This window comes from Caulobacter sp. SRI_008 (assembly GCF_057586355.1).
Genome location: NZ_JBYCZS010000014.1, coordinates 83,650 through 102,301 on the forward strand (window position 1 = coordinate 83,650; position 18,652 = coordinate 102,301).

Here is an 18,652-nt window from a genome sequence, read left to right on the forward strand (position 1 = left end):
GTGGGCTCAACTTCCGAGAGGCGAATTAACAAACTCCACCGACGGCGCCCCTTTCCACCTGATCGCCGATAATTAGAATGAGCGTTTGAAAGAGCGCCGCCCCCGTCCCAGGTTAGAGCGGCCCGGCAGGAGGATCCCCATGCGCGACTACCTGAAGTTCTACATCGACGGCCAATGGGTCGAGGCGAAGTCCGACAAGACGGTGGACGTCATCAACCCCGCCACCGAAGCCGTCGCCGGCCGGGTGACCCTGGGGGCGGTGGAAGACGTGGACCTGGCCGTCCGCGCCGCCCGCAAGGCCTTCGCCACCTTCTCCCAGACCAGCCGCGAAGAGCGCATCGACCTGCTCGAGCGGATCATTTCCGAGTACCAGAAGCGCTTCGAGGACATGGCCAAGGCCATCACCGAGGAGATGGGCGCCCCCGCCTGGCTGGCCCAGCGCGCCCAGGCGGCGATGGGCGTCGCCCACGTCCAGACGGCGCTGCAGGTGCTGAAGGACTACAAGTTCGAAGAGGATCGCGGCACGACGCGGCTGGTGAAGGAGCCGATCGGCGTCTGCGCCTTCATCACCCCGTGGAACTGGCCGGTGAACCAGATCGCCTGCAAGGTCGCCCCGGCCCTGGCCGTCGGCTGCACCATGGTGCTGAAGCCCTCGGAAATCGCGCCGTTCTCGGCCTGGGTGTGGACCGAGATCCTGGAAGCCGCCGGCGTGCCGGCCGGGGTGTTCAACCTGGTCAACGGCGACGGCCCCACGGTCGGCGCGGCGCTGTCCAGCCATCCTGAAGTCGACATGGTGTCGTTCACCGGCTCGACCCGCGCCGGCATCGAGGTGGCCAAGAACGCCGCCCCCACCGTCAAGCGCGTGCACCAGGAGCTGGGCGGCAAGAGCCCCAACATCATCCTCGACGACGCCGACTTCCAGCGCGCGGTGGGAGGAGGCGTGGCCTCGGTGATGATGAACTCGGGCCAGTCGTGCAACGCCCCCACCCGTATGCTGGTCCCCGCCAAGCGCATGGACGAGGTGATCGCCATCGCCAAGGCCGCCGCCGAGGCCCACACGGTCGGCGATCCCAGCGGCAATTCCAAGCTCGGCCCGGTGGTGTCCGAAGTGCAGTGGACCAAGATCCAGGGCCTGATCCAGAAGGGCGTCGACGAGGGCGCGACCCTGGTGTCCGGCGGCCCCGGCAAGCCCGAAGGGCTGGAGACCGGCTACTACGTCAAGCCGACCGTCTTCGCCAACGTCACCCCCGACATGACCATCGCCAAGGAAGAGATCTTCGGCCCGGTGCTGTCGATCCTCGGCTACGACAGCGTCGACCAGGCCGTCGCGATCGGCAACGACACCGAATACGGCCTGGCCGCCTACGTCTCGGGCGGCGATCCGGAGGGTGTCCGCAAGGTCGCGTCCAAGCTCCGCGCCGGCCAGGTCAATCTCAACGGCGCCAGCCCCGACCTGATGGCCCCCTTCGGCGGCTACAAGATGAGCGGCAACGGCCGCGAATGGGGCGACCACGCGTTCGGCGAGTTCCTCGAGACCAAGGCGATCCTCGGCTACGCGCCGAAGCAGGCGGCGGAGTAAGGGGATCCTTCTCCCATCCGACCAACCCTTCTCCCATAGGGAGAAGGAGGGGCCCGTCCCGACGCATGTCGGGATGGGAGGATGAGGGGTTACGAGGCCGGCCGGCGTGCCGGCAAATCGTGGGCAATGCGGTGAGGGTGTAACCCCTCACCCTCCCACCGCTGCGCGGCGGGCCCCTCCCTCTCCCTATGGGAGAGGTTTTCCGAAACGGATCACCACTTCACGCTCGCCCGGGTCAGCACCAGGGTCTTGTCCGACAGCCCCCAGGCCATCAGCCCGTCCGGCTTGGCTCCCGGCGAGGGCGTGGCGCGGGGCCAGCCTTCGCGGACTTCCAGGGCGGCGGCCTCGACGCGGCCGGAGCCGTTCAGGCGGCTGAAGCTGAGGGTCACGCCGCTGGGGTCGGGGGCGTGGTAGGTCAGGCTGGTCCACTCGCCGGCCTTGGTGGTCAGGGGCACGGGGCGGCCGTTGAGGCGGGCGCCGGCCAGCATGCCGTCGGGCCTGATCCGCACCGTGACATATTCGGCGCCGGGACCGGGGATCACCCGCACCAGCAGCCGCTCGCCGGCCTGTTCGAGCACCAGTTGCGGCGGGTCCAGCGGCACGGGCCGGGCGTCGGCCAGCCAGGCCTTGGACTTGAAGAACGGGACCAGCTCCTGCTGCACGGGCGTGCCGCCCTGGGCGGTCAGGGCGCCGCGCGACCAGGCGTCCAGCCGCGGCAGGGTCGAGATGCGGTAGGCGCGGCCGGTCGACAGGTCCGACAGGTGGGCGGCCTCGGTCAGTTCCGGCCGCGTGGCGCTGGCCCCGGCCAGCACGGCGTAGGCCACGAGCGCCGCGCCCAGGCCGGCGACCAGGGTGGCGGGGATGGCCGCCAGCTTCAGGGCCGAGAAGTCGTGGGCCAGGGGGATCAGGGCCGGCAGGGCCAAGAGGCCGAACGCCGCCAGGATCGCCGGCAGCTCGACGCCGAGGCCGGCGAAGGTCCAGCCGCCCCAGGCGCCGACCTGGGCGACCACGGCCACGGCCGCCAGGGCCACGAAGAAGGTCAGGGCCAGGGCCACGCGCTTGTTGCGGGTGCCGCCCTTGGCCAGCACCAGCACCGCCGCCAGGGCCGCGACCAGCAGCGGCCAGGTGGTCATCACCGAGCCGCCGGGCAGCAGGACCATGGTCGCGATGGCGATGGCCAGCAGGCCGACCAGCGCGCCGATCCAGGCGCCCAGCACGCCCACCGGCTTGCCCAGCGAGGCCCAGACCAGCACGGCGGCGGCGACGCCGAGGCCCAGACCGATCGGGTCGAGCGCCGGTCCGCCGACCAGGCAGGTGAGGCCGCCGGCGGCCAGCGCCAGGAGGCTCGGCCAGATCCGCGCCGCGCCCTTGGCCTGGCCGATCACCACGGCGAGAGCCGTGCCGACCAGCAAGGCCGTACCGCCCAGCAGCAGCGGGTTGAACCGGCCCAAGAGAGCGTAGTGTCCCTGCAGATCCACGATGCCCAGCAGCTTGCCGGCCAGGTGCAGCACCAGGCCGCCCGAGACGCCGACCAGCAGGAAGCCGCACAGGCCCTTGAGCAGCTCGACGACGCTGGTTCCCTTGATCATCAGGCCGCGCACCAGGGCGTAGAGCACCAGCGCGCCGGCCAGGGCCAGCAGGCCCCAGGCGACTTCCACCGGATAGCTGACCATCACCAGGCCGAAGAGGTCCGAATAGACCGCGTTGGGGGCCTTGGCCGGCAGGTCGGCGGCGGTCGCCAGGGCGCGCACCGTGGGCAGCACCTGGTCGCCCAGGTGTTGCAGGCTGCCCTGGTCGAGGTGGTCGGCGCGGGCCAGGGGCGTGTGATAGGCCAGCTGGTCGTCGATGAAGGCGAAGTTCAGCCCCGGCAGGCCGGCCTTCACCGCGTGGGTGAAGTCGGTGTCGTTGGGCATCTTCTCGTAGACCGCCGCGGCCAGGGAGTTGGCGGCCGGTCGCCGGGCCTCGCGGGCGAAGAGGTGCATCAGGGCGCCGTTGCCGGGGCCGGTCTGGAACATGGCCGCGCGGCCGGAATCGCCGCGCGCCTCCATGTTGATCACCAGGCCCACGCGCTCGCGCAGGGGATCGCGGGCGAAGAAGGCGTCGGCGCCCAGCAGGCCCTGCTCCTCGCCGTCGGTGAACAGGAAGATCACGTCGCGGGCCGGCTTGGGGCCGGCCTTCAGGGCGCGGGCCACCTCGAGGGCGGCGGCCACGCCGGCCGCGTCGTCGGCGGCGCCGGGCGAGTTGGCCACCGAGTCGTAGTGGCTCATCACCAGCACGGCGGGCTTGGCGCGATCCGCCCCCGGCAGCACACCGATGACGTTCTGCACCGCCCCGGCCGACAGGAACCGGCCCTGGTTGCGCGCGGGGGCGTAGCCCTCGTCGGCACGCACGGCCAGCTCCAGCCCCAGCGACGAGATCCGGCTCATCAGATGCTCGCGCACCCGCACGATGTCGGTCGAGCCGGTGGGGTGGGGGCGCAGGGCGATGGTCCGCACGTCGGCCATGGCCCGCGTGGCCGAGAAGGCGTCTGGCGGCGCGGTCGCGGGCAGGGGCGGCGGCGCGCGCTGGGCCAGGGCGGCCAGGGCCAGGCCTAGCAGCAGGCAGATCCAGAACCCCAGGAGTCTGATCGCTTTCATTCGCGGCTCGCCCTCGCGTCTTCCCGGCGGTTCGCCCCGCTTCGAGGTTGGGGGTGTTCGCGCGAACGGGAAACGGGAAAAAGGCGGGCGTGCGGAGGGAAAACGGGCGCGAGGGCGTTGGGAGGCGGTCGCTCCCTAGTCCGGATCGGGCGGGGCGTGTTCGAAGGTCAGGGTTCCGGCCGGGGGCAGCTTGGCCGCGCGGCGGGCCAGGGCGAGCATCTCGCGCTTGCTGTTGATGCTGCAATAACGGGTGACCAGGATGTCGAGCGACGGGCCGCCCCGGATGGCGGCCTTGGGGCAGGGGGTCTGGAGCACCGTGAAGCGATCCAGCGCGCCGGGGGCGCGGGCCAGCAGGAGGTAGTCGCTGCCGGGCCTCGCGCCCAGCTGCAGGGCCCACAGCTCGCTGCCGCCAGCGGCGCCGATCTTCACCAGGAAGCCCGGACGGGTGTCGCCGAACGCGTCCGGCGCGTCGGCCTCGGCGACGTTCATCCAGCAGTGCATGACGCCGTAGTTGGTGAACCTGTACCAGGAATCGTCGGCGGGGCCCTCGGACTCGGCGTCATGATAGCGCCAGACACCGAGCTTGACGGCGTGGACGCAGCCGAACGCGCCGCTGTCGTCGAAGAAGTGCTGGGGCCAGATGTCGTCGCCGCCGGGCCGCCAAAGCGGCGTGTCGGCGTGGATGGGTCCCGTGACCTGGGCCGGCGCCGGGACGGCCGTGGCCAGGGCCAGCAGGAGGACGAGCAGAACCGATCGAAGCGTCATGGCGCCATCTGGCACGGGTGTTCGCGCCCGGACAACCGTGTTCGCCGATGATCTCCGAAAACCAAAAAGGGCGGCCCGCGAAGGCCGCCCTTTCCGTGTTTCCCCAGGCGCCGGATCCCGTGACCGGGCTCTGGCGGCTCGGATCAGAACTTCGCCCGCAGGGTCACGCCGTAGGTGCGCGGCGCGCCGAGGAAGGCGTCGTAGGTGTTGGTGTCGTTGGCGCGGTTGTAGACCGCGTTGGTGGCCGAAAGACCCGAAGAGCCCTGCAGCGGCCCGTTGAACACCACCTGGTAGTAGTCTTCGTCGAGCAGGTTCTGGGCCCACAGTTCGGCGGTCCACTTGTCGTCGGCGTCGCCGAGAGCGACCCGGGCGTTGACCAGGGCGAAGCCGTCCTGGGCCTTGAACGGGAACAGGTCCGAGCCGGTGTTGTAGTCGGACATGTACTTGACGCCGACATTGTACCTGGCCTTCAGGGTCCCGCCGACCGGGTGCTCGTAGGTCACCGAGGCCGAGGCCGAGGTTTCCGGCGCGAACGACACCTGGCTGCCGGGCAGCAGGGCCAGGGCGTTGGTCGGGTCGTTGGCCACCTTCTGGTCGCCATACTCGGTCTTGGCGTAGGTCAGGCCGCTCTGGATGGTCAGGCCGCGCAGCGGGGTGAACCACAGGAAGTCGACGTCGACGCCCTTGGAGGTCACTTCCTCGACCGAGCGCACCGCGAACGAGGTGCCCAGGAAGGTGTTGAGCTGGAAGTCCTCGTACTTCTGGTAGAAGCCCGTGACGTTGAACAGCACCGAGCGGTTGAACAGGGTGTTCTTCAGGCCCAGCTCGTAGCTGTCGACGTATTCGGCCGGGAACGAGGTGTCGTAGATCGGCACGATGCCGACGCCGCCGCTGGGCAGGCCGTTCGACGATTGGGTGCGGTCGAGGTTGAAGCCGCCGCCCTTGTAGCCGCGGGCGTAGGAGCCGTAGGCGAAGACCTGCGGGTTCAGGCGGTAGGACGCCTTCACCGTGCCGGTCCACTCACGATCGGTCATGCTCTGCTTGGTGCCGCGGCCGTTGAACAGCGGGTTGGCCCAGGGCAGGCACATGTTGCCGACGACGGTCGAGACCAGGCTCGTGCCGGTGGAGGTGGCGAACAGGGCCGCGGGAACGCCGCGAGCCACCAGGGTGGAGGCCACCCGCTGCTGGCCGGCGGTGGTCAGCAGCACGCCGCAGGCGTTCGAGGCGCCGGTCTGGTAGGTGCTGAGGTCCTTGCTTTCGGCCGTGTAGCGCAGGCCCACGGTGATGTCGAAGGCGTCGGTGACCTTGAAGGTGTTGTTGGTGAACAGCGCGATGGTCTTGGAGCGCTGGTTGTAGGTGTCGTGCAGGCCGGTGCCGGCGGTGAACGAGCTGCCGTAGGGCAGGGCGGTGATCTGCGAGGCGAAGGTCGCGCCGTTGGCCTGGTTGACCGTGATGCCGGCCGGAGCCAGGGCGGCGGCGATGCCCGACAGGACGATCGTCGACATGTAGGCTTCGTAGTCGGCCCCGAAGCGGAAGTTGGCTTCGTTGTCGAGGCGCTCGTCGGCCAGGAAGGCGCCGACCAGCCAGTTCAGGCGCTCGGTGTTCCCCGCCAGGCGCAGTTCCTGGGTGTAGGTGGTGAACTCGGCGTAGTTGGTGCCGTCCTTGGCGCGATAGGTGATGTCGGCGGCGGTGAAGTCGCTGTCCTGGCCGGTGTCGGTGCGCCAGTTGCGGATGGCGCTGATCGAGGTCAGCGTGCCGATCGGCAGGTCGATGTCGGCCTGCAGCGAGATCCCCTTGTCCTCGATCTCCTGCGGCGAGCCGCGGTTGGAGTAGGCCACGCGCTTGAACGGGTCGGCCGGGTTGGAGATGCCGGTTCCGGTGCTCAGGGCGTTGACGACGGCGGCGGTCGGGCCGGTGCGGATCTGCACGGCGCCGCAGCAGTTTTCGTCGCGCTTGGTGTAGTCGGCGATCAGCTTGAAGGTGGCGTTGTCGTCCGGCACGAACAGCAGCTGGCCGCGCACGGTGTAGAAGTTCTGGTCGGCGTCTTCCTTCTCGGTGCTCGGGCCCTCGCCGGTCACCACGGTGTTGTAGCCGTTGCGCTGGCGGGCGGCGGCGTAGAGGCGGCCAGCCCACTTGTCGCTGTCGAACAGCGGGCCGGTGACCGAGGCGGCCACGCCCTTGGCGTCGTAGTTGCCGACCGTGACCTCGGCGTTGGCGCCGAAGCCGAACTCCGGCTCCTTGGTGATGATGTTGATGACGCCGGCCGAGGTGTTCTTGCCGAACAGGGTGCCCTGCGGGCCCTTCAGCACCTCGATGCGCTCCATCTCGCCCAGGTCGCCGAACGACACGCCGTTGCGCGGGCGGTAGACGCCGTCGATCACCACGCCGACCGAGCTTTCCAGGCCGGGGTTGTCGCCGACCGTGCCGACGCCGCGGATGCGGGCGGTGGTCGAGGCTTCCGACGTGGTCGAGGTCACGGTCAGGCCCGGGGTCAGGATCGTCAGGTCCTTGATGTCCTTGACGCCGGTGTCCTGCAGCAGCTTGGCGCCGACCGCGGTGACCACCACCGGGGTGTCCTGCAGGTTCTGCTCGCGCTTCTGGGCGGTGACGATGATGCTGTCGACGGTGAGGGTTTCGGGCTCCTGGGCGGCCGCCGCGGCCGTGTCCTGAGCATGGGCGACGCCGATCGCGGCGACGCCCGCGAGCACGACGGCGGACGCCGTGCCGCGAAGCACCTGGGTAAAGCGCATTTCCTACCTCGGTTCGTTATGACGAGAGCGCTTGCACCGCCCCCGCCGGCTTTTTGATTGGCCTACACCCGAACGATTGTTCGAATGGACAGCCAATGGTTATGGGCGGTCCGGATGCTCGGCAAGCGAAATCCTTGCTGGAACACGGATCGAGAGTTGCTGTTGCGAAACTGCGACAGCGTTATGTGAACATCCGCGCTTTCTTAAAACCTTGCGGCGGGGGCGGGCTTCTTGCGCGCGGGCGGCGCCGGGCGCATCTGGCGCACATGCCGGTCTCCGAACGCTATCGCCCCGATCCCCGATTCGCCGACCTCGTCGCGCAGGCGGGCGAGTTCGCCGACCCCGTCGCCCCGGCCGACTTTCCTGAAACGATCCTGCGCTTCCGCAACGATCGCGCGGCCGCCACGGTGGGCCTGGCGAGCCTGACCGACGCCGAGTGGATCGCCCACTTCGCGCGCTTCCAGGCCTTGCCGGACAATCAGTCCCGGCCCCTGGCCATGCGCTATCACGGCCACCAGTTCCGTTCGTACAACCCCGAGCTCGGCGACGGTCGGGGCTTCCTGTTTTCGCAACAGCGGGAGGCCGGTTCGGACCGCCTGCTCGACCTGGCCACCAAGGGCTCGGGCCAGACCCCCTGGTCGCGCCACGGCGATGGCCGGCTGACTCTGAAGGGCGGGATGCGCGAGATCCTGGCCGCCGGCCTGCTGGAGGCCCTGGGCGTTCCCACTTCGCGGGCCTTCTCGCTGGTCGAGACCGGCGAGGCCCTGACCCGCGGCGACGAGCCCAGCCCCACCCGCTCGGCGGTGCTGACGAGACTTTCCCATAGCCATGTACGCTTCGGGACCTTCCAGCGCCTGGCCTATTTCGAGCGCGCCGACCTGATCACGGCGATGGTCGACCACGTGGTCGAGACCTATTTCCCGCACCTGATCGACGCCCCCGACCGGCCGACGGCGATGTTCCAGGAGGTCGTCGCCCGCACCGCCCGCCTGGTCGCCCGCTGGATGGCCGCCGGCTTCGTGCACGGGGTGCTCAACACCGACAACATGGTCGTCACCGGCGAGAGCTTCGACTACGGCCCCTGGCGCTTCCTGCCGGGCAACGATCCCAACTTCACGGCCGCCTATTTCGACCATTCGGGCCTCTACAGCTTCGGCCGCCAGCCGGAGGCGGGGTTCTGGAACCTGCAGCAGCTGGCCGCCTGCCTGGCGCTGATATCGCCCGACCAGTCGGGCCTGATCGCCGCCCTCAACGGCTTCTCGGCCGCCTATCGCGACGCCCTGCGCGAGGCCGTGATCGCCCGCCTGGCCGTCAGGAGCCAGGGCGAGGAGGCCGACGTCGAGCTGGTCAACGCCGCCTTCAAGGCCCTGGCGGAAGGGACCAGGCTTTCCGGCGGCGAGGCCCTGCGCTGGGAGCCGTTCTTCTTCGACTGGTTCGGCGGCGAGGCCTCGGAAAGCCGCGCCCTGGAGGGGCCGCGCGGCGGGCTCTACCAGGACCCGGTCTTCGCCGAGTTCCGCGCCCGCCTCTCGGCCTTCGAGCCGGATCGTCCGGAGCGCCTGGAAAACCCCGTGTTCGGACGAACCGAGCCGGAAGAGCTGCTGATCGACGAGGTCGAGGCCCTGTGGGCCCCGATCGCCGAGGCCGACGACTGGGCGCCGCTGAACGACAAACTCGCGCGGATCGAGACTGCGAGGCTGGCCTACAACCTCGACCAGTGACATAAGTTTGAGGCAATTATGCCGCATGCTGAGTTTTCCGGCGGGCTGGCCGGAACAAACGTCACGCTAGCGGTTTAAGCGACCTGGACGGCGGTCTATCAACCCCGCGGCCGACCCCCTTCCGGCGGGCGAGGCGGGCTCTGAGGTGGAGAAAAACGCATGCGCATCTTCCAACCGATCCTGCTGGTCTGCGCCGTGGCCCTGTCGTTCATCGGGGCCCTCGGCATTCCCGGCTGCGCCCGCGCCATCGGCGAAGCGCTCTCGGACGGCCCGGAACTGGCCTAAACGTCCTTCTCCCCTTGCGGGAGAAGGTGTCATCCGCAGGATGACGGATGAGGGGTCTCTCAGACGGGAGGCACCTCGCCCAGCCTGTCCGCCGTCGCGGCGGCGAGTTCTGAGAAACCCCTCACCCGACCCCGCTCCGCGGGGCCACCCTCTCCCGCAAGGGGAGAGGGATAAATTTACCACACCGCCCGCAACTTCCGCTTGCGCCGCTCGCGCGGCCCCTGGCGCGGGTTCGCGTAACCCTGTAATCGCCCGCCTCCCGATGAGGACTTCGAAGACCATGGCGCGCAAAGCCCCAGTCACGACCGTCAGCTACCAACTGGACCGCCAGGTCGAGGGTAATGGCGCGCGCGTGTCGGAGGGGAAGACGGCCTAGGTCCAAGCGGACTGTCGGCGTTACGGAAAAACCCCTCCTGGCCTTGGCCGGAGGGGTTTTTCGTTTTGCGCGGAAATGCCTCCGACCATGACGCCGGGAGGGGCGGATTGGAAAGGAGAAGCCCATGAGCGGCTTCACGCACATCGAAAGCGAAGGCGCGCCGATCAAGGCGTGGACCCAAGGCGTGCCGATCGAGGAGTCGGCGCTCAAGCAGCTGCGCAACGTCGCCAGCCTGCCGTTCATCCACAAGCACGTGGCGGTGATGCCCGACGTGCACTGGGGGATGGGCGCCACCGTCGGCTCGGTGATCCCGACCTGGAAGGCGATCATCCCGGCCGCCGTGGGCGTCGACATCGGCTGCGGCATGATGGCGGTGCGCACCTCGATCCGCGCCGAGCACCTGCCCGACAACCTGTTCGGCGTGCGCTCGGCCATCGAGGCCGCCGTGCCGCACGGCCGCACCGACAACGGCGGGCGCAACGACAAGGGCGCCTGGCAGGTCGAGCCCCCGGCGATCGCCGCGGCGAAGTGGGCGGATCTGAAGGAGGGCTACGACGACATCGTCGCCCGCAACCCCAAGGCCGGCCACCCGCGCGGCTTCGGGCACCTCGGCACGCTGGGCACCGGCAACCACTTCGTCGAACTCTGCCTCGACGAGGCCGGCGACGTCTGGGTGATGCTGCACTCGGGCTCGCGCGGCGTGGGCAACCGCTTCGGCACGTTCTTCATCGAGCGGGCCAAGCACGAGATGCGCCGCTGGTTCGTCAACCTGCCCGACGAGGACCTGGCCTACTTCGCCGAGGGCTCCGACGGCTTCGTCGACTACGTGCGCGCGGTGGCCTGGGCCCAGAAGTACGCCCGGGCCAACCGCGAGGTGATGATGCACGAGGTGCTGGGGGTGCTGCGCCAGCACTTCCCGGATCTGGTGGTGACGGAGGAAGCGGTGAACTGCCACCACAACTACGTCAGCAAGGAGAAGCACTTCGGCAAGGAGGTCTACCTCACCCGCAAGGGCGCGGTGTCGGCCAAGGCCGGAGAGCTGGGCATCATCCCCGGCTCGATGGGCGCCAAGTCGTTCATCGTGCGCGGCAAGGGTAACCCGGACTCGTTCTGCACCTGCTCCCACGGGGCCGGGCGGGCGATGAGCCGCAACGAAGCCAAGCGCCGGTTCACCGTGGCCGACCACATGGCCGCCACGGCCGGCGTGGAATGCCGCAAGGACGAAGGCGTGATCGACGAAACCCCGATGGCCTACAAGGACATCGACGCCGTCATGGCCGCCCAGAGCGACCTGGTGGAAATCGTCCACACCCTGCGCCAGGTGGTGTGCGTGAAGGGCTAGCAGGACGCCGTCCGGTCGCAAGACCGGGCGGCGTTTCTGCGTGGGGATCAGGTCCACTCGACATTCGGCGGTTGAGACGAAAACCTCGTCCTTCGACGGGCTCAGGATGAGGTTTTTCTGCTGCCGGGGCCTGTAAATGGTCCTCATCCTGAGCTTGTCGAAGGACGAGGGCCAAGCACCGAGCCGGAACGTCGATCAGGTCCAGTTCGCCGCGCTAGACCTGCGCGACGCCGCCATCGACCGCGAAGTCCGAGCCGGCCATGAAGGCGGAATCGTCGGACGCCAGGAACAGGACCGCCTTGGCGATTTCCTCAGGCGCGCCGACGCGGCCGATCGGGGTCTGGCTGGCCATGTAGTCGAGCAGGTTCTGTTGCTGGGCGGGGTCGGAACCGGCCAGTTCCACAAGGCCCGGCGTCTTGATCGGCCCGGGGCTGACCACGTTGACCCGGATGCCCCGATCCTTGAGGTCCAGGGTCCAGCTGCGCGCGAGGTTGCGTACGGCCGCCTTGGAGGCGCTGTAGACGCTGAACGCGGCCGTGCCGGTGCTGGCGGTGGTGGATCCCGTCAGGATCACGCTGGCGCCGTCGCGCAGCAGCGGCAGCGCCTTCTGGACGGTGAAGATCACGCCCTTCACGTTGCGGCCGAAGATGTCTTCGTAGTGCTCTTCGGTGATCGCGCCGAGCGGCAGCATGTCGCCGCCGCCGGCGTTGGCGAACAGGGCGTCGATCTGGGCGTGGCGCTGCTGGACGGCGTCGTACAGCCGGTCGATGTCGGCCAGCTTGGACATGTCGGCCCGCACGCCGACCGCCTTGGGGCCGAGCGCGGCGACGGCCGCGTCCAGTTCGGCCTGGCGGCGGCCGGTGACGAACACGCTGGCGCCTTCGGCGGCGAACAGCTTGGCGGTCGCCAGGCCGATCCCGCTGGTTCCGCCGGTGACGACCACGACCTTGTTTTCGAACTTGCCGGTCATCTGAAATCTCCTCTTGGGCGGCGAACCGTTCGCCGTTGAGGACTAGATGAACTTGGAACGATCTGGCCGGTAGACGGCCACTGTGGTACTCATTGTCCCGAAAATGGAACGATGACGTGGCCGACCTCAACGACTACCTGCTGTACGCCGCCGTCGTGAGCCACGGCGGTTTCGCGCCCGCCAGCCGCGCGCTTCGCCAGCCGAAGTCGACCCTCAGCCGCAGGGTGGCCCAGCTGGAGGCGCGGCTGGGCGTGAGGCTGATCGAGCGCACGACCCGCCGGTTCCGGGTGACCGAGGTCGGCCGCGCCTTCTACGAGCGATGTCGCATCGTGGCGCTGGACGTCGAGCAGGCCGAAGCCGTCGTCGCCGAGGCCCGCAGCGAGCCGGACGGCGTGATCCGCTTCAGTTGCCCAACAGGATTGGTCGAGACCCTTTCAGCGAGTCTGCCTCAGTTCCTGGCGCGCTTTCCAAAGGTGCGGTTGCAGGTGATCGCTGTCGATCGCGCGGTCGACCTGATCGAGGAGCGGATCGATGTCGCTCTGCGGGTGCGCACCGTCCTGGCGACCGACGCGGCCCTGACCATGCGCACCCTGGGCCGCTCCAGCCGCATCCTGGTGGCCGGACCGCAACTGGCCGGACGTTGCCTGGACCTCGACATCAGCGAACTGGCCGAACTGCCCACGCTCAGCCCGACCGACCAGTCGGGAGAACTGATCTGGGACCTGGTCGGACCGGGCGGCGCGACCGTGGCGATCCGCCACGAGCCGCGCATGACCTGCGGCGACTTCCTGGCGCTTCGCGACGCGGCGGCCGCCAATGTCGGCGTGGCCTTCCTGCCCGATCACGTCTGCAAGGCCGACCTCCTGACGGGCCGGCTGGTGCAGGTCTTCCCGGACTGGCGATCGGAGGACGGCATCGTCCACATCGTCTTCACCACCCGCCGCGGCCTGCCGCCGGCCGTCCGCGCCTTCATCGACCATCTGGCGATGGTGTTCGCCCGCGACCGGCCGACGGGGTGAGCAACCTCACCCCTCCCAATCCGCCAGCACCCCCGCCCGCGCCAGGCTCCCGAACAGCCGCTGCACGTTGCCGGCGTTGGTGCGCGCCATCTCGACCACCCTCGTAACCATCGCCGCCGGCAGGGCCGCGACCACGCCGTCGGCTTCGCGGCGGCAGAAGCCCTGAGTTTCCAGTTCCGCCACCCGGCGGCGGACGGTTTCGCGTGGCAGGTTGAGAGTGGCGGCGAGGGCGGCGACGCGGGTGGGGCGGCCCAGGCGGGCCAGGCCGCCGGCCGGGTCGAGGTCGGCCGTGATGGGGCCCGTCTCCTTCCCATTGGCGGCGGGGCGGGTGGCGATCAGGGCCAGCTCCATCAGCACGCGGCTGCTGACGACGTCGCCGGTCAGGGCGATCAGGTCGGCGCAGGCGCGCAGGGTGTATTCGGAGAGGGCCCAGTTGGCGGCGCGCACCGGCGGTTCGGTTCCGGGCGGGGCGGAAGGCGGGGCGGGCTCGAAGGCGGGCAGGGCGCCCAGGGCCTTCAGGGTCTCGTAGAACCGCCGGGCGCGGTCGTAGCGGGCCCGCTGGTCGGCGACATAGGACGGCGAGGTGGTCAGGCTGTGGGGCGCGACCATGCCCTGGGGGCCGATCACGCACAGGCCGGCCTTGGCCAGCCGGCGGGCGCGCCGGCGCACGGTCTCGAACGGCAGGTTCAGCGACTGGGCCACGGCGTTGACGCTGACCGGCCGGCGCAGGTCGTCCGGGGCCGAGACGCTGGGGCCGCCATAGGCCTGGCGCAGGTCCGGCGCGCGCTTGACCGGGGCCATGTTGGCGTCCAGCGCGGCGGTCAGGATCAGGGCGTCGAGCAGCTCATGGTCGCCGCGAGTGATCTCGACCGTATCGCGCACATGGTCGAGGCTGGCGCGGGCGACCGCCCAGAAGCGATGGTCGTCGAGGCGAAGGGCGGTGGTCGTCGCCGGGGGGGAAGCGAACATCAGACGCGATAGGGGGCGGGGTGCGAACGGGGGTATCGGAGTAATACCCATTTTGGGTCGCGCCTGCTTACAGATTTTACGGGTATTGCTAAACCCGCCCTCCGGGGTTGATCGGGGAGGCGCGCCATGGCCCAGGAAATCCTGTTTCCGAACGAGCCGTTCTTCATCGTCTCCAGTCTCGACCACGCCGGCCTGGCGCTGTCGCTGGACAAGGCGGGCAAGCTGGTTCTGGCGCCGCTGCTGGGTTCGCCCGGCCAGCGCTGGGTCGCCGAGCGCGATCGGCGCGGCGGCGCCCTGCTGCGCCACGTCGCCAGCGGCCTGGCCCTGACCTGCAAGACCCGGCGCGTCGGGCCGAGCGGCTCGGACGTGGCCATCGACGGTCCCGAGGCGCTGGTCTTCGCCGCGCCGCCCGGCCAGCCGGACCTCGCCCAGCGCTGGCGGGCCGAGACCCTGGGCTTCTGGACCTGCCTCAACAGCCAGATGGACTGGGAATACAAGCTCAACGTCTTCGGCGGCGACAAGACGGGCCGGATCGGCGTGCGTCGCTGGGAGAACGGCGCGCCCCAGGAGTGCTGGCTCCTGCCGACCGAGGCCGGGGTGATCGCGCTGCAGTACGTCCGCTACGACCTCGACCGGGCCGTGGCCGAGCACCTGCCGCCGACCCCGGCGGACCCGGCCCTGATCGTCGACAATCGCGCCGGCGAGGAACCGCTGGAAAAGCGCATCGTCCTTACCCGCACCTGCGTCTCCGAGCGCGGCTGCCGGCTGGAGCCGGCCGATCGCGAGCGCCTGGCCGGCGCGACGATCCATGAAGACAAGGTGTCGATCGGCGTGGTGCTCACCGACCAGGGCGACTGCGTCGAGCGCGAGATGGCGCCGACCCCGCTGGACGATCCGGATCCGCATCGGACGGTGTCGGAGGAGCGGGTTGAGGTCGCGGTCCTTGTGCCGCCCGGCCGGGTCTATAGCTACCAGGCGCTGGTTCGCCACGCGAGGGTGCGGGCGCCGTTCACGGCTCGCCTGTTGTTCCACGGGCAGGGGGTGGGCGTGGAGTCGCGCGCGATCGACGTGGCGGGCGTCTTCACCGGCGTCAATCCGGTGGAGACCAGGATTCAGGTCCGCGACCTCACCCTCAAGGACGGAGACATGCGAGCGGCGGGGCAGGGCGAGGAGTCGCCGGTGATCGCGGAGCTGACGCCGGCCTGACCGGCGCTGTTCGCAACGAGCTCGTCGACGCGCGTGGGGGCGCGCGTCCGGGAGAGGGGGAGGCCTGGCCCGCCGTCAGGCTTCCCCCTTGCTCCCGCCCGAGCGCTGGAAGAGCTGCAGGGTGCGCAGCATCGACAGCCGGGCGCTGTCGGCGTGGTGGCCGCTGGGGGCCACGAAGGCGTGGCCGGCCTCGTACTGGAAGATCGGCAGGTCCGGATGCGCCCCGGCGATGGCCTCGACGTCGGCCAGGGGGATCATGTCGTCGGTCTTGCCGAAGTGCAGGATGGTCGGGACCTTCGGCGTCTCGTCGCGATACCTGACGATGTCGCCGCCGTAGAAGGCCGAGACCGCCGTGACCCCGCTCGCCCGCGTCGCCGCCAGCCAGGCGGTGGTGCCGCCGAAGCAGAAGCCGACCACGAACACCGGCCCGCCCTCCAGGGCGTCGATCGCCGTCTGCACGCGCGGCAGGCAGGCCGCGCCCCAGGCGGCCTGTTCGCCGAGAGCCATGCGCTCGTCGAGGATCGCCGGCTCGGTGTTGAGTTCCGGCCAGGCGGCGTCGGCGGAGTCCAGCAGGTCGGGGGCGATCACCTCGTAGCCGTGCTCGGCCAGGCTCTCGCTGAACTCGCGGATGTGCGGGGTGATCCCCCAGATGGCGTGCAGCACCACCACGCCCCCGCGCCGCGCCTCGCCCGGCGGCACGCGCCAGGCGCTGAACGGGCCGCCCTCGCGGTCGGCCAGGGCGATGCGGGTTCCGGCGGTGGTCACGCGCCGGCTCCATTCGCTTCGAACAGGGCGAGCGTGCGCTCGCGGGCCAGTTCGGCGTCGGAAAGGTCGCTGTCGGGGCGGCCGTCGTTGTTGAAGCCGTGGCCGCTGTTCTCATAGACGTAGACCGGCAGGTCGGGATGCGACGTCCACACGGCCGCCTTGACGGCCTCGGCGTCGATGTGGCCGTCCTTGGCGCCCAGGTGGACGATCACCGGGCAGTTCAGCGGCAGGGCGGCGTTGGCCCCCACCTGGCTGCCGTAATAGCTGGAGCCGGCGGCCAGGTCCGTCAGCTTCGAGGCCGCCACCCACACCAGCGAGCCGCCCATGCAGTAGCCGACGGCGAACACCGGGCCCCCGTCGCTCCCCGTGCCCTTCAGGGCGTCGATGCTGGCCTGGATGTCCGACAGCATGGCCGGGAAGCCCACCTGGCCGACGGCGGCGATGCCGTTCTGGAAGCCCTCCGGGTCGTGCTCGGCGACGTAGCCCGGCGTGACGCGGTCGAACAGCGACGGGGCGATCGCCTCGTAGCCGCGCGCGGCCCAGCGCTCGACGTCGGCCTGGACATATTGGTCGAGGCCGAAGATCTCCTGGATCACCACGACCCCGCCCTTGCGCGGGCCTTGCGGCGCGGCGTGCAGGGCGGAGAACGCGAAGCCGTCGACGGCGGAGGTCAGGGTGATGGTGTCGGACATGCGCGGCTCCCGGCTCGGTTTGGCGCGCATCCAGACCCGCGCCGCCCTTCCGGTCAAGGCGCTCAGTCGTCGAAGTCGATCAGCGAGACGTGCGGGGCGATCGCCCGGACGATGTCGGGCAGGTCCTCGCCCCACGGGCTGAGCCCCCGCACCAGGATCGAGGCCCTCAAGGCGCCGCGGGGCGCATCGGGGCCGGCGATGTCCAGCTCCAGCCAGCCGGTATCGTGATGGTGCGGGTCGGAGCGATAGCCGACGCCGCGCAGCTGCTCCCAGGGCGTGAAGCGCAGGGGATCGCCCGGGCGCTTGCGCCAATGCAGGCCGTCGTGGTCGAGCACCAGGCGGGGCCGCCGGTCCAGCAGCGGCGCGAGGCAGATCAGCGCCACGATCGCCAGGAACACCCCGCCCATCAGCAGCGCGGCCGGCTTCAGGTTCGCTGGGCGGGTCAGGCTGCCGATCGCCACGAAGCCGACCATGGCCAGGAAACCGAACCAGGGCTTCGACCGCGACGGCCGCACGACCAGCGGCAGGCGCGGAGCCTCGAGCGTCTTGCTCATCTGGGTCGCCCCGAGGCCTCGGGGAAGAGGTGCGGCGCCCGGCTGTGGATGGCGGCGACCAGGGCGTCCTCCGACAGGTCGAGGCCGTTGATCCTGATGTCCACGCAATGCGGTCCGTGGCGGTCGGAGGTCACCTGCTGCAGGGGCGGCGGCGCGACCAGGGTCAGGCGCAGGAAGCGGCCGTCCTCGCTGTGATCGTCGCGAAGGCGCGCCGAGACGATGCGGTTCCAGGCCAGGAAGAACAGCGGGTCCTTGCGCCGTTCGCGCCAGCTGAGGCCGTCGGCGGCGATGATCAGCCGGGGCGCGCGATCGAGGAAGGTCAGATAGACGCCGATCAGGCACCAGGCCCCGAACGCCGGCGCCGCCCATCGCCAGAAGGCGGCCTGGCGGTCGCTCCAGGGGCTGAGCCACCAGGCCAGGGTGACCAGCGCCAGCATCAGCGTTCCGACCAGGCTCTGGCGCCACTCCCGGCGCGCGACCAGCGGGCCGGCTTCGGCGACGTCGATCGCTTGGCTCATGGCGTGATCCTCACCGCCGCGCCGTCGCGCACCAGCGTCCAGACCTCCTCGATCTCCGGATCGGTCAGAGCGATGCAGCCGTCGGTCCAGTCGCGGCCAGCGTAGAGCGCCGCCAGGGCGCCCCGGCCGTTGGGCAGGCCGTGGATCATGATGTCGCCGCCGGGCGAGACCCCCGCCGCCCGGGCCGCAGCGATCTGGGCCGGGGTCGGATAGCCGATGCGCAGGGCCAGGTGATAGCGGCTGTTCGGATTGCGTCCGGTGATGCGGTAGTCGCCCTCGGGCGTGCGCCGATCGCCTTCGCGGGTCTTGGGCGCCAGGCCGCCGGCCCCCAGCGAGACCGTGTAGGCGCGCACCAGCCGCTGGCCGGCATAGAGGCTCATGCGGTGGGCGGCCTTCTCGATCACGATCCGGTCGACCGAGCCCTTGACCGCAGGCGGGGTCGTGGCGGCGGCGTGGCAGCCGGCCAGCACGAGGCTCGTGGCCAGCAGGATGGGCGCGGCGCGCACGG

General features: G+C 70.2%; 16 protein-coding genes. 6 read left to right on the plus strand and 10 right to left on the minus strand.

The window, feature by feature from the left end; all coding sequences use genetic code 11:
• Positions 1 to 139 precede the first annotated feature (139 nt).
• Positions 140 to 1,579 carry an aldehyde dehydrogenase family protein gene (locus AC2YHT_RS14175; protein ID WP_487290429.1) on the plus strand — a complete coding sequence of 480 codons (1,440 nt, stop codon included), beginning with the start codon at positions 140 to 142 and terminating at the stop codon, positions 1,577 to 1,579.
• Between the two features lie 212 nt (positions 1,580 to 1,791).
• Here AC2YHT_RS14175 and AC2YHT_RS14180 read toward each other — a convergent pair whose 3' ends face one another.
• The 3 genes from AC2YHT_RS14180 to AC2YHT_RS14190 form a co-directional block, all read right to left on the minus strand.
• Entirely contained in the window at positions 1,792 to 4,215 is a 2,424-nt protein-coding gene (locus AC2YHT_RS14180; protein ID WP_487290430.1) for a M20/M25/M40 family metallo-hydrolase, read from the minus strand.
• Between the two features lie 135 nt (positions 4,216 to 4,350).
• Positions 4,351 to 4,980: a hypothetical protein gene (locus AC2YHT_RS14185; RefSeq protein ID WP_487290431.1), complete on the minus strand. Its 630-nt coding sequence runs from the start codon at positions 4,978 to 4,980 to the stop codon at positions 4,351 to 4,353.
• A gap of 143 nt (positions 4,981 to 5,123) precedes the next feature.
• On the minus strand, positions 5,124 to 7,730 hold the full coding sequence (locus tag AC2YHT_RS14190; protein WP_487290432.1) for a TonB-dependent receptor: 2,607 nt from the start codon (positions 7,728 to 7,730) through the stop codon (positions 5,124 to 5,126).
• A gap of 266 nt (positions 7,731 to 7,996) precedes the next feature.
• Here AC2YHT_RS14190 and AC2YHT_RS14195 point away from each other — a divergent pair, with 266 nt between their 5' ends.
• The 3 genes from AC2YHT_RS14195 (at position 7,997) to AC2YHT_RS14205 (ending at position 11,451) form a co-directional block, all read left to right on the plus strand.
• A complete protein-coding gene (locus tag AC2YHT_RS14195; protein ID WP_487290433.1) occupies positions 7,997 to 9,448 on the plus strand; it encodes a protein adenylyltransferase SelO in 1,452 nt (483 codons plus the stop codon).
• 159 nt (positions 9,449 to 9,607) lie between these two features.
• Entirely contained in the window at positions 9,608 to 9,733 is a 126-nt protein-coding gene (locus tag AC2YHT_RS14200) for a hypothetical protein (RefSeq protein ID WP_110120497.1), read from the plus strand.
• Between the two features lie 500 nt (positions 9,734 to 10,233).
• Positions 10,234 to 11,451 (plus strand): RtcB family protein, encoded by a 1,218-nt coding sequence (locus tag AC2YHT_RS14205; protein ID WP_487290434.1) that lies wholly within the window; start codon positions 10,234 to 10,236, stop codon positions 11,449 to 11,451.
• Positions 11,452 to 11,665: 214 nt separating this feature from the next.
• On the opposite strand, the gene AC2YHT_RS14210 is transcribed toward AC2YHT_RS14205, so the two are convergent.
• A complete protein-coding gene (locus AC2YHT_RS14210; protein ID WP_487290435.1) occupies positions 11,666 to 12,421 on the minus strand; it encodes an SDR family oxidoreductase in 756 nt (251 codons plus the stop codon).
• A gap of 116 nt (positions 12,422 to 12,537) precedes the next feature.
• On the opposite strand from AC2YHT_RS14210, the gene AC2YHT_RS14215 reads away from it, so the two are divergent.
• Positions 12,538 to 13,440, plus strand: coding sequence for a LysR substrate-binding domain-containing protein (locus AC2YHT_RS14215; protein WP_487290436.1), 903 nt, complete (start codon positions 12,538 to 12,540; stop codon positions 13,438 to 13,440).
• Positions 13,441 to 13,446: 6 nt separating this feature from the next.
• Here the strand turns inward: AC2YHT_RS14215 and AC2YHT_RS14220 are convergent, their stop codons facing one another.
• A complete protein-coding gene (locus tag AC2YHT_RS14220) occupies positions 13,447 to 14,409 on the minus strand; it encodes a hypothetical protein (protein WP_487290437.1) in 963 nt (320 codons plus the stop codon).
• A 126-nt stretch (positions 14,410 to 14,535) separates the two neighbouring features.
• On the opposite strand from AC2YHT_RS14220, the gene AC2YHT_RS14225 reads away from it, so the two are divergent.
• On the plus strand, positions 14,536 to 15,615 hold the full coding sequence (locus AC2YHT_RS14225) for a hypothetical protein (RefSeq protein ID WP_487290438.1): 1,080 nt from the start codon (positions 14,536 to 14,538) through the stop codon (positions 15,613 to 15,615).
• A gap of 75 nt (positions 15,616 to 15,690) precedes the next feature.
• Here the strand turns inward: AC2YHT_RS14225 and AC2YHT_RS14230 are convergent, their stop codons facing one another.
• From AC2YHT_RS14230 to AC2YHT_RS14250, 5 genes are all read right to left on the minus strand, one after another.
• Complete coding sequence (locus AC2YHT_RS14230) at positions 15,691 to 16,380, minus strand: dienelactone hydrolase family protein (RefSeq protein ID WP_487290439.1); 690 nt, start codon at positions 16,378 to 16,380, stop codon at positions 15,691 to 15,693.
• Positions 16,377 to 17,072, minus strand: coding sequence for a dienelactone hydrolase family protein (locus tag AC2YHT_RS14235; protein ID WP_487290440.1), 696 nt, complete (start codon positions 17,070 to 17,072; stop codon positions 16,377 to 16,379). Before AC2YHT_RS14235 ends, AC2YHT_RS14230 begins: the two co-directional genes overlap by 4 nt.
• A 62-nt stretch (positions 17,073 to 17,134) precedes the next feature.
• A complete protein-coding gene (locus AC2YHT_RS14240; RefSeq protein WP_487290441.1) occupies positions 17,135 to 17,626 on the minus strand; it encodes a hypothetical protein in 492 nt (163 codons plus the stop codon).
• Positions 17,623 to 18,144: a hypothetical protein gene (locus tag AC2YHT_RS14245; protein WP_487290442.1), complete on the minus strand. Its 522-nt coding sequence runs from the start codon at positions 18,142 to 18,144 to the stop codon at positions 17,623 to 17,625. Before AC2YHT_RS14245 ends, AC2YHT_RS14240 begins: the two co-directional genes overlap by 4 nt.
• Complete coding sequence (locus AC2YHT_RS14250) at positions 18,141 to 18,650, minus strand: L,D-transpeptidase family protein (RefSeq protein ID WP_487290443.1); 510 nt, start codon at positions 18,648 to 18,650, stop codon at positions 18,141 to 18,143. The genes AC2YHT_RS14245 and AC2YHT_RS14250 overlap by 4 nt, the downstream gene beginning before the upstream one ends.
• Between the last annotated feature and the right edge of the window lie 2 nt (positions 18,651 to 18,652).